The sequence below is a fragment of the Thermodesulfovibrionales bacterium genome, assembly GCA_035686305.1.
In the GTDB taxonomy this organism is placed as follows: Bacteria; Nitrospirota; Thermodesulfovibrionia; order Thermodesulfovibrionales; family UBA9159; genus DASRZP01.
Window position 1 is genome coordinate 23495 of sequence record DASRZP010000030.1, and the last position, 9530, is coordinate 33024.

General features: G+C 51.1%; 12 protein-coding genes and 1 pseudogene. 3 read left to right on the plus strand and 10 right to left on the minus strand.

Annotated elements, in window-relative coordinates; translation table 11 throughout:
* The first annotated feature begins 183 nt into the window (after positions 1-183).
* The 3 genes from VFG09_03390 (at position 184) to VFG09_03400 (ending at position 2447) form a co-directional block, all read left to right on the plus strand.
* A complete protein-coding gene (locus VFG09_03390; GenBank protein ID HET6514177.1) occupies positions 184-1350 on the plus strand; it encodes a glycosyltransferase family 87 protein in 1167 nt (388 codons plus the stop codon).
* A gap of 62 nt (positions 1351-1412) precedes the next feature.
* On the plus strand, positions 1413-1802 hold the full coding sequence (locus tag VFG09_03395; GenBank protein HET6514178.1) for a twin-arginine translocase TatA/TatE family subunit: 390 nt from the start codon (positions 1413-1415) through the stop codon (positions 1800-1802).
* 99 nt (positions 1803-1901) lie between these two features.
* On the plus strand, positions 1902-2447 hold the full coding sequence (locus tag VFG09_03400; protein ID HET6514179.1) for a dual specificity protein phosphatase family protein: 546 nt from the start codon (positions 1902-1904) through the stop codon (positions 2445-2447).
* A 37-nt stretch (positions 2448-2484) separates the two neighbouring features.
* Here the strand turns inward: VFG09_03400 and VFG09_03405 are convergent, their stop codons facing one another.
* The 10 genes and pseudogenes from VFG09_03405 to VFG09_03450 form a co-directional block, all read right to left on the minus strand.
* Positions 2485-3069, minus strand: coding sequence for a DedA family protein (locus VFG09_03405; protein ID HET6514180.1), 585 nt, complete (start codon positions 3067-3069; stop codon positions 2485-2487).
* 151 nt (positions 3070-3220) lie between these two features.
* A complete protein-coding gene (amrB, locus tag VFG09_03410; GenBank protein HET6514181.1) occupies positions 3221-4024 on the minus strand; it encodes an AmmeMemoRadiSam system protein B in 804 nt (267 codons plus the stop codon).
* Positions 4025-4099: 75 nt separating this feature from the next.
* Entirely contained in the window at positions 4100-4342 is a 243-nt protein-coding gene (locus VFG09_03415; GenBank protein HET6514182.1) for a hypothetical protein, read from the minus strand.
* Positions 4343-4633: 291 nt separating this feature from the next.
* Positions 4634-5227, minus strand: a complete 594-nt coding sequence (locus VFG09_03420; protein ID HET6514183.1) for a flavin prenyltransferase UbiX — start codon at positions 5225-5227, stop codon at positions 4634-4636.
* The gene (locus tag VFG09_03425) at positions 5224-5469 is read right to left on the minus strand and encodes a HypC/HybG/HupF family hydrogenase formation chaperone (protein HET6514184.1); all 246 of its coding nucleotides are present in this window, start codon (positions 5467-5469) and stop codon (positions 5224-5226) included. The genes VFG09_03420 and VFG09_03425 overlap by 4 nt, the downstream gene beginning before the upstream one ends.
* Positions 5433-5930 carry a HyaD/HybD family hydrogenase maturation endopeptidase gene (locus VFG09_03430; GenBank protein HET6514185.1) on the minus strand — a complete coding sequence of 166 codons (498 nt, stop codon included), beginning with the start codon at positions 5928-5930 and terminating at the stop codon, positions 5433-5435. The genes VFG09_03425 and VFG09_03430 overlap by 37 nt, the downstream gene beginning before the upstream one ends.
* 7 nt (positions 5931-5937) lie before the next feature.
* Positions 5938-6582 (minus strand): Ni/Fe-hydrogenase, b-type cytochrome subunit, encoded by a 645-nt coding sequence (cybH, locus tag VFG09_03435; protein HET6514186.1) that lies wholly within the window; start codon positions 6580-6582, stop codon positions 5938-5940.
* A 9-nt stretch (positions 6583-6591) separates the two neighbouring features.
* A pseudogene (locus VFG09_03440) lies at positions 6592-8100 on the minus strand (nickel-dependent hydrogenase large subunit).
* 21 nt (positions 8101-8121) lie between these two features.
* Complete coding sequence (locus VFG09_03445) at positions 8122-8301, minus strand: hypothetical protein (GenBank protein ID HET6514187.1); 180 nt, start codon at positions 8299-8301, stop codon at positions 8122-8124.
* A gap of 28 nt (positions 8302-8329) precedes the next feature.
* Positions 8330-9418: a hydrogenase small subunit gene (locus VFG09_03450; GenBank protein HET6514188.1), complete on the minus strand. Its 1089-nt coding sequence runs from the start codon at positions 9416-9418 to the stop codon at positions 8330-8332.
* Between the last annotated feature and the right edge of the window lie 112 nt (positions 9419-9530).

A 9530-nucleotide genomic window follows, 5' to 3' on the forward strand; every position in this document is an offset into this window, starting at 1 on the left:
CACAATGAGAATTCATTCAGGGGCCTTTAAGCTCGAGAGGAGGGCCTTTGCAGTTGCCATGCAGAACTATCTTACCCGAATTGGGGATTCCTTAAAGATCTATTTTGGACAAGTATGAGCTCATACATGAGCCAAAACAATGGTGTGTTTGAAATTAAGGTCGGTTGCTGCTTATAATCGCTGATGGTAAATAAGGAATCATTGTATCTGAACATCGGTTTTTCTTTATGGGCGCTAACTGTTCTGATTATTTGTATTCTTGTCTTTATTGCCCCGCTGACGCATACTGTAGTTCCCGTTTACCATGAGGCCGTTGAAAGATGGGGAGCCTCAAAATCCCTGTATACTGACACAGCAAATTATAGGTATTTCTATTTTCCTCAGTTTGCATTAATTTTTAGTCCGTTTCATTGCGTGCCTATGCCTTTTAGTGATATTCTCTGGCGTATATTTGAAGCAGGGTTACTGGTTACGGGCATGTGGAAAATGGTCAAGCTGTTACCTTCATCCGATAAGGAATCTTTCTTCTTATGTATGTCACTCGTTGTACTCACTCCATGTATTGGAGCTATGCGTAATGGTCAAGCTAACGTATTGTTTGCAGCTTTAATGGTTTACTCTATTGTCGCTCTTGCCCAATCTCGGTGGTGGCCTGCTGCTGTATTTATGATTTTTTCACTTGCTGTTAAGCCTATTGGGCTGGTGCTCATCTTGTTGGCTGTTATCGTGTATCCCTTGACAATTTGGAGGCTTGTAATCGGACTGTGTATTTTTCTTCTTCTCCCTTTCCTGTTTGCTGATTCCTCATATGTCTTCTCCCAGTATCAACAATCCCTTTCATACCTGCTTTCTTCTTCCTTAACCGCGGAATATCGTTTTTCAGATTTGAATGGTCTTCTGCGGTCACTTGGAATCGGCCTCACCGGGACGGTGTCGCAAAGCATAAGGATTATAGCTGGAATTTTATTTGCGGGATTATGGTGGAAAGGCTCTAAACAAATGTCAGAACCTGAACGTTCATTCCTTCTTCTTGGATTAACAGGTTCGTATCTTATGCTGTTTAATCCGATGACCGAGGGAAACAGTTATGTTATTGTTGCTCCAAGCATTGCATACTATGCCATCTATTACCTGAAAGATAAGGTCAATCCGAAATTGGGATGGAGTTTGGTCTTTATGGGATTGTCAATTGGTCTTCTCCCCGAACTGCTTCGACCATTCGTCAACTACTTAGGTTTATGGTGGCATCCTCTAATGATGATATTTTTTTTAATATTTCTGAGCTATAAAAGTTTAGTGAGCAGCCCATCCGAAAAAAAGATTCAGGCTACACAGGTATCGGGATACTGAACAAAATCTATATCTATTCCGGACATGAAGCAAAAACTCTTCTTGAGCACGGGGAAGTACTTGTGGACATCTCCGACACTGTGGAGAAGAAGAAGGAGGCATTGGCAAGATATAGGAGCCAACGTTCTTCAAGAAACTGGATCGAGACAATTCGGCAATTCCTCATGTTCAATTTTCAGAGGTGCTGTTATAATAGAAAGGGAAATATCGACAGGATATATCGAGAGGAGGCGAAGCGTATGTTTGAAGGACTTTTTCAACCGATGCATATTATAATTATACTCGCTATTGCATTGGTAGTATTCGGGCCTGGGAAACCGCCGGAGCTTGGCAAGGGACTTGGCAAGAGCATAAGGGAGTTTAAGAAGGCCATGTCTGGTGATGAGAAAGATCCGGTCTTAGAAGTTAAGCAAGGAGGTTCGTCTCGGAACGTGTCCGAAAAGGAGGCGTAATAAGATTATCGGCAGGGGAAGAGGCTGCAGGGTGCGAGAGCCCTCTGAATGAGAGCTTCCGTTTCAACGGATGTAGGACACGATACAGGATGCATTGAGATGCCACGATGTCGAAAAGTTTTCCTCGGAGTTGTCATATTGTTGCTGTTTCCAGCCGGCTACTTCGTCTTTCTATGGGAACAGGGCAATTTTCATCAAATTACGGCAGGTGAAGCCTATCGGTCGGCTCAGCTCAGCGGGGATGAGTTTGCTTACTATATCAAGAAATATCATATCAGGAGCATATTGAATCTTCGCGGAGAAAACAGGAATGAGCGGTGGTATGAAGACGAGATAAAAGTCAGCAAAGATTATAACATAATGCATTATGATATACCGTTATCGGCAGACAGGGAGCCGGCTGAAGAACACGTTCAGAAACTTTTGGCGATTTTTAAGACCGCACCCCGTCCGATATTGATCCATTGCAAGGCGGGCTCAGACAGGTCGGGACTTGTCGCCGCGATGTGGAAGGTAATCGTTGATAAAGAGAATAAGGCAGAGGCCGGTAGGCAGCTGTATATCTTTTACGGGCACGTTCCGATTGGAGGGACGTCGGCGATGGACAATTTTTTCCAGGAGTGGAAACCGCCGGCGCCTGATTAGTGAAACGCATTGAATAACCATTCGATACTGTGAGGTCTCAAGTGCATTTTGCCTTCCGCTTCTCGCGCAGATAGTGAACCATCCAGAGGATTCCTCCGATAAGAAGAATCCCGATGATGACTTCCATTTCATAGCGCCTGATGTCTTTCATTACAATCTCAAGGGTGGTGCCGAAGAGATAGCCCCCTGCAGAAACGAGGACCGCCCAGAGCGCCGCACCGACAGCGTTCAGAATAATGAAGCGGCTCGCCTTGATCCGCTGGTTGCTGCCGATGACAATAGGAGTAAGAATGCGGATTCCGTAGACGAACCTGAATCCCAGCATAATGAGGTCGTGGTAACGCGCAACGATGAGATGAATTTTTTCAGCACGGCAGTGCCATCGGGGATGACGTGCGAGGAGATCTCTGCCGCGTGCCCGCCCCACGAAATAAAAGACCTGGTCTCCAGAAAAACTCCCGATCAAAGCAATCGCCATCACGAGAGGCAAGCGGAGATATCCCATATGTGCAGCAAGCCCACCAATAATTAAGATCGTTTCGCCTTCAAAGAAGGTGCCGATGAGCAATGCGGCATACCCGTATGTCCGAATAAGGTGTTCAAGTGTTGCTGGTGACAGCATCGCAGCCCTATTATACCGAACGAAGGCACAAGACGCCGAGGCGCGAGGGTGTGTCCAGGGGTGGGTATCTCATTTTGCCTCCTTTATGGACTCTGTGAAGCGAAATGGTTTCGGAAGAGTTGAGGGAGAGACCGGCCAGACTCGACAGAGATCAGGAAACAATGATGCCGGCGTACCCGACAACATGATCGTAATCGCCGCTTGTTTCTCCCGACGTGGCATACTGTATGAGCTTAGCCCTCTTTGCACCGAGGGATTTTACTGCAAAAAGCATGATTGTTGCCGGCAGGTACCCGCACATGGTGATACGCTCTTCTTCGACGGTGCGGTAAAGTCCTTCGGGATCGAGGGAGAGAAGCATGTCTATGGCCATCCTATCCTTTTTCCGTGCCGTTTCATCAGAGACATAATGGCTCATGTCGGAACTTGCCACAATAACAACAGAAGAAGAAATTTCCTGAACGGAGCGGGCAATGCCCTCCCCGGCCGATCTGCATTCATCGAGCGATGCCGACATCACCGTCAGGGGTACAATCCGTGATTCTTTCGAAAGGTAGGTTATAAAGGGTAACTGAACTTCGAGAGAATGCTCAAAAAGGTGGGCCTGCGTGTCACTGGAGATGACAGGTACGTTCGAAAGGATCCTCCTGGCAAGCTTTTCGTCAACGGAGAGCACGCCTGTCGGAATCTCCCATTCGCCGTGGGTCATCATGGCCATCCTCGAGCCGAGGCCGGTATGATTTGGGCCGATTAAGAGGAAGATTTCAGGAACTGCGATAAGGGAATAGACCGCGCCGGCCACCGACCCCGAATAGATAAGGCCTGCGTGGGGACAGAGCACACCAAGAGCGGTCTCTCTCACGACATGCTGAAGGACATACTTCTGCACCTGGTGGGTCAGTTTTGCTGAAGAGCCCTGGTAAAACTGACCGGCCACTGCCGCTATTCTCCTCATGTGTCCCCATGACGAAGAAAGAAACAGGAAATGAGGAGAAAGGCCTTCTCCTCTCTCCTGTCAAAATGACGAACCTTACTTCCTAACAGCCTTCATCAACCGTTCGTACTTCTCCGTGCCGACACATTCCCTTGCTGCAGGGCACCACTGAATGCAGGTGGTGCCGATCTCCCGGGTAATGCTCTTGCCGCAGCCTTTGCAGACCGTATCAACTTCGTCGGTCCAGATCTCATTCCTGAAGTCGCACCAGTAACAGGTGATCTCTTCCGGAGATGGACTTCTGATCTCTTTGCTTCCCGGACATCCTTCCTTAATCATACTTTTATTTTAGCAGATTTTCTTGAAAGCGCTATGACATACATCATAATCCAAGAAAACGCCGTCAGAAGAACACACTTTCACTCCGGACGCTCGATTTCTGCCGTTCTAGGTTCATTCTCATGCACCCGTGAAACTCGCCCTGCGGGCTCAGACACTCACAGGTGCTGACGCTTCGTTTCACGAAGAACGGCAACGAAATACGAGCAAAGTCTTCAAGTCTGCTCTTCCAACCGTCGAAAGCAGATTACCAGAAGGATGGGAAAGGGGGGAATGATGGCATGATATCTTCTACGTCCCCCACCTCCTGAAGAGATCATGTTCAAGGTTGAAAGAGTCGAGAATCTTGGCGGTCACGAAATCGATGATATCATCGAGGTCCTTCGGCTTGTGATAGAATGCAGGGATAGGCGGCGCTATCGTTACACCGAGTCTGGAGAGTTTCAGCATATTCTCCAGGTGTATCGCGCTGAGGGGCATCTCCCTGGGGGAGAGGAGAAGCTTTCTGCCCTCCTTTATCGCCACGTCAGCGGCCCGTTCAACGAGGTTGCTTGCATGTCCCCCTGCAATGCCGGCCAGGGTCTTCATGGAGCACGGAACGATAAGCATCCCATCGTTTTTGAAAGAACCGCTCGACGGCGGGGCGGCAAGATTATTGTCATGGTAATAGTAAACCCTGTCCGAACTGAGATAGATCCTAATCTTTTCTTGGACCTCTCCCTCGCTCGCCCCTTCCCAATCGATTCCCGTCTCATGTCTGATAATCGAAAAGGATTGTACGGAGACGATGAAATGAACTTCAGCGGACCGGACAAGGTACTGGAGGAGCCTGATGCCGAAGATGGAACCGCTTGCACCAGAAAGCCCCAGGACGTATCTCTTCACTCGCAGAACTCAGCCCTGAACTCTTCGGTTTCACAGAGCTCCCTCAGAAGACGATGGGCCTCCAACCCTGCTTCGCGGTCGATCTTCTGGATCGCGAAACCGGCATGGACGATGACAAAATCACCGACCCTCACTTCTTCCGGAAGGAGGAGAAGACTTACTTCCCTCCTGGCCCCTGACACATCGATCGAGGCCATCCTGTCATTTATGCTGATAATTTCTGAGGGGACCGCAAGACACATGCTACTTTCCACTCCTCCAAAGATTTGACAGCGAGGTCGATCACATCTTCCATAATAGCACGAATGGGCTCTGTCATGGTAAGTCCGAGTTCAAGGGATTGCGGCTGGATCCCGATGAGGCGAATCTTCGATGGTTTCATGTCAAGCAATTTTGCAGCAAAGAGGAGGTCAGAGAGCCCGATATGGTGCACCGAGAGCTTTGTGAAGAGCTGTGAAGGGATATTATCGTCTTCGAGAACACCGATATGGGCTGGTTCCTTTCTGAAATCGACGGCGTCGATGAGGAGGATCTTGTCTTTCCCTTCTAAGAAATGGAGAAGGTCAAGGCCCAGCGTCCCACCATCAAGGATCTCCGGCTCCGGAGAAAAGGTATACCGTTCCTTCATGGTGTTGACGACATGGACCCCGATCCCTTCGTCCGTCAAGAGTATGTTTCCGAGACCTATGACCAGTATGGACAATGTGCCGTCATTCCTCCATATTCTTGTAACCGCTGAAGATCGAGCTCGTGAGGCCGTTCCGCTCGACGATATCATTGTGCCAGGAGATGTAGACGTGGATGATCGTAAATGCGACGATGATCCACAGCACGCAGTGATGGATCAACCGTACGGTCCCGGTACTCATGAAAGAGAAAAGCCATCCGCCCGCAACGGTCATGAGCCACCCACCACCATGGGTCTCGGAAAAGAGGGCAAACCCCGTCAGGATCTCGATAACGAAGACGATGAAGAGGGTGAAGTAGGTCAGCCCTGCCATGCCGGTATGACCAGGGGAGTGGGGCAGATCATCTTTGAGGAAGGCATAGAACAACGCCGTGTCGATGGTATTCTTCCAGCGCGCGGCGTTCACAAAGATGAACTGGTTCATCCTCGCGTACTTGTTGCCCGCAAACCACCAGTAGATCCTCACGAGAAAACTCACGACAAACACATAGGCCGAGATGAAGTGGATGTACCGCATCTTGGCCATAATGAACTGATTCTCTCTGACAGCATGGATGAAGGGTGCCCCGATATAGAACCCGGTGACCGAGAGCATCACGATGGCGACGACATTCACCCAGTGCGTCAATCGAACCGGAAACTCCCAGACATACAGTGCCTTTGTCATGGCCGCCTCCTAGGTTACCCTTACCTTGATGATCTCATCGCGCTCTGCATCGACAACGTGGATCGCGCATGCCATGCAGGGATCGAAGGAATGGATGGTCCTCAGGATCTCCAGGGGCTTGTTCGGATCTTTCAACGGGGTGCCGACCAAGGCAGCTTCATAGGGGCCCCTCTGTCCCTTTGCGTCCTTAGGAGAAGAGTTCCATCCGCCGGGGACAACACACTGATAGTTCGCGACCTTGCCGTCTTTGATCACCACCCAATGACCGAGTGCGCCGCGCGGCGCCTCGTGGAAGCCGAAGCCCTTTGCCTCTTTGGGCCATGAAGAGGGTTCCCATTTCTCAGGGTTATGGATGCGGAAGTCTCCGGCCTTGATCTTTGCCGCCAGATCGCCGATCCAGACGGGAAGCATCTCAGCGGTCACGAGAGTCTCGATACCCCTTGCAGCGGTCCGTCCGAGCGTCGAGAAGAGCGCTTCCGGCCCAACTCCAAGCTTCTGGAGGACCATCGTGACCACTTCCTTAATCCGCTTATGGCCTGAGGCATAGGCGATGAGCATCCTCGATAGGGGACCAACCTCTGTCGAAAGCCCGTCATAGCGAATACCCTTGACCCAGCTGTACTTCTTGTTCGTGTCGAGAAATTCGTAGGGCGGTTTCGGACCAGTGTAGTTGGGGTTCGTCTCACCGTCCCATGGATGCTTTGCCTTTTCGTCGCCGTCACTGTACTTGTACCAGGCATGGGCAACATCCTCGGTGACCTTCTTGTGCTCGACAGGCTCAACCTTTGCCAGATTCTTGGCCCTGATAAAGCCTGCAGGCAGCCAGGTGTTCGTCGTGTTACTTACATTGTCGTTCTGGAACTCGCCATAGGAGAGGTAATTGCCGACCCCGGCCCCGATGCCGGCCCATTCCTTATAGAAGGATGCCACAGCGAGGAGATCAGGGATATACACCTTCTCGACAAAGTCAAGGGACTTCTTGGCAACCTCGTTCATGAAGGCGATGCTTCCGGCATTGATGGCATTCTGACTATTGGGGTCAACGGGAATGGCCATCCCTCCCACGAGCCAGGTCTGGGGATGGGGGTTCTTCGCGCCGAGGAGGGCCTGCATCCTGATGACGTCCCTCTGCCAGTCCAATGCCTCGAGGTAATGGGCTACCGCCATGAGGTTCGCCTCAGGAGGAAGTTTGTATTCAGGATGTCCCCAATATCCGCTGGCGAAGATGCCGAGCTGTCCGCTCTCGACAAGGGCCTTCACCTTGCCTTGGACGGCTTTGAAATAGGTCGGCGAGGAGTTCGGCCAGTCGGATATGGATTGCGCAAGACCTGCGGTCTTCATAGGATCGGCCTTCAATGCGCTGACGACGTCTACCCAGTCCAGGGCATGGAGGTGGTAAAAGTGTATGACATGGTCCTGAACGTACTGGATGCCGTTGATAAGGTTCCTGATGATCCTTGCGTTGTCAGGGATTACTGCGCCTACTGCATTTTCCACGGCTCTCACGGAGCACTGTGCGTGGACCGTTGTTCAGACCCCTCATATTCGCGAGACAAAGGCCCAGCACTCCCGCGGATCCCTCCCTACCACGATATTCTCGATGCCCCTCCACATGGTGCCCGATGACCAGGCTTCTGTGACCTTGCCGCCGTCAACCTGCGCCTCGATTCTCAGATGTCCTTCGATCCTTGTTATCGGATCAATCGCGATCTTTGCCATTCTTTCTCCTCCTTTTTATCCCGCGTAGTTATTTCTTCTCTTCTTTGTGGGGCGTGCCCTTGATCGCCCTTCCGACAGCATGGATTGCTACGCCCGCTGCCGCTGCAGCAGCGACGCCGAGACCGATCTTGTCCGCGCTCGTCTGATATCCCGCACCCGGTACGTTCTCAAGCCTTTTGTAGATGGGTCCGAAGACGTCCCAGTTGTCGTTTGCAGCGCAGGCGATGCAGCCGTGTCCTGCCTGGACAGGCCAGCTCGTTCCGGTGTTGTATTTCACCGTCGGGCAATTGTAATGAGCCTCGGGTCCCTTACAGCCCATCTCATAGAGGCACCAGCCTTTCCGGTGTCCTTCATCACCCCACTGACGGACAAACTGTCCTGCGTCGAAATGGGCGCGCCTCTCGCAGTTGTTGTGGATGATCTTGCCGTATCCAAAGAGCGGACGGTGCTGTGCATCGAGGGCGGGGAGCGTTCCAAAAGTCAGGTAGTGGACAATTGTCGCCGTTGCATTTTCAGGATTATGAGCGCAGCCCGGGATATTGACATAAGTTATTCCAGGGACGGCTGCTCCTGTGCCTACCGCGCCGGTCGGGTTCGGCTTGGCGCTGGCGATGCCTCCCCAGGACGAACAAGAACCGACATTGATGGTAAAGGCGGCGTTGCCGCAGACTTCTTTGGCGATCTCTAAGGCCGTTCTCCCTCCGATCGTACAATAGACACCGCCGTCTTTCGTTGGGATCGCACCCTCAACAATCGCGATGTACTTCCCTTTCTGGTTCTTCACCACGTCCTGGAGGGCCTTCTCGGCGCTCTTTCCTGCGCCTGCCATGATCGTCTCATGATACTCCAGGGAAATCACATCGAGGACGATCTCTGCAATCGTCGGTTTGGTGGCACGGAGGATCGCCTCTGAGTCCCCTGCGCAATCCTGGAATTCGAGCCAGACAACATAGGGCTTCTGCTTCTTCTCAAGGGCCTCGACTATCTGGGGGACAAAAGAAGAAGGCAATGCCAGGGTAGCTGCCATGGCAGTGCAGAACCTCATGAAATCCCTCCGTGAGACGCCTTTCCTAGCGAGACTTTCTGCAATACTTGAGCCATCATCAAATGTGCTCATACGTATTCTCCACCTCCCTTTCCTGATGATTTGAGATGATAAGATTTCTCTTCCCCGAAATCTTCTAGCCAAAGGTTATCAAAGAAACCGTACCTTGTCAAGAAGATTTTAT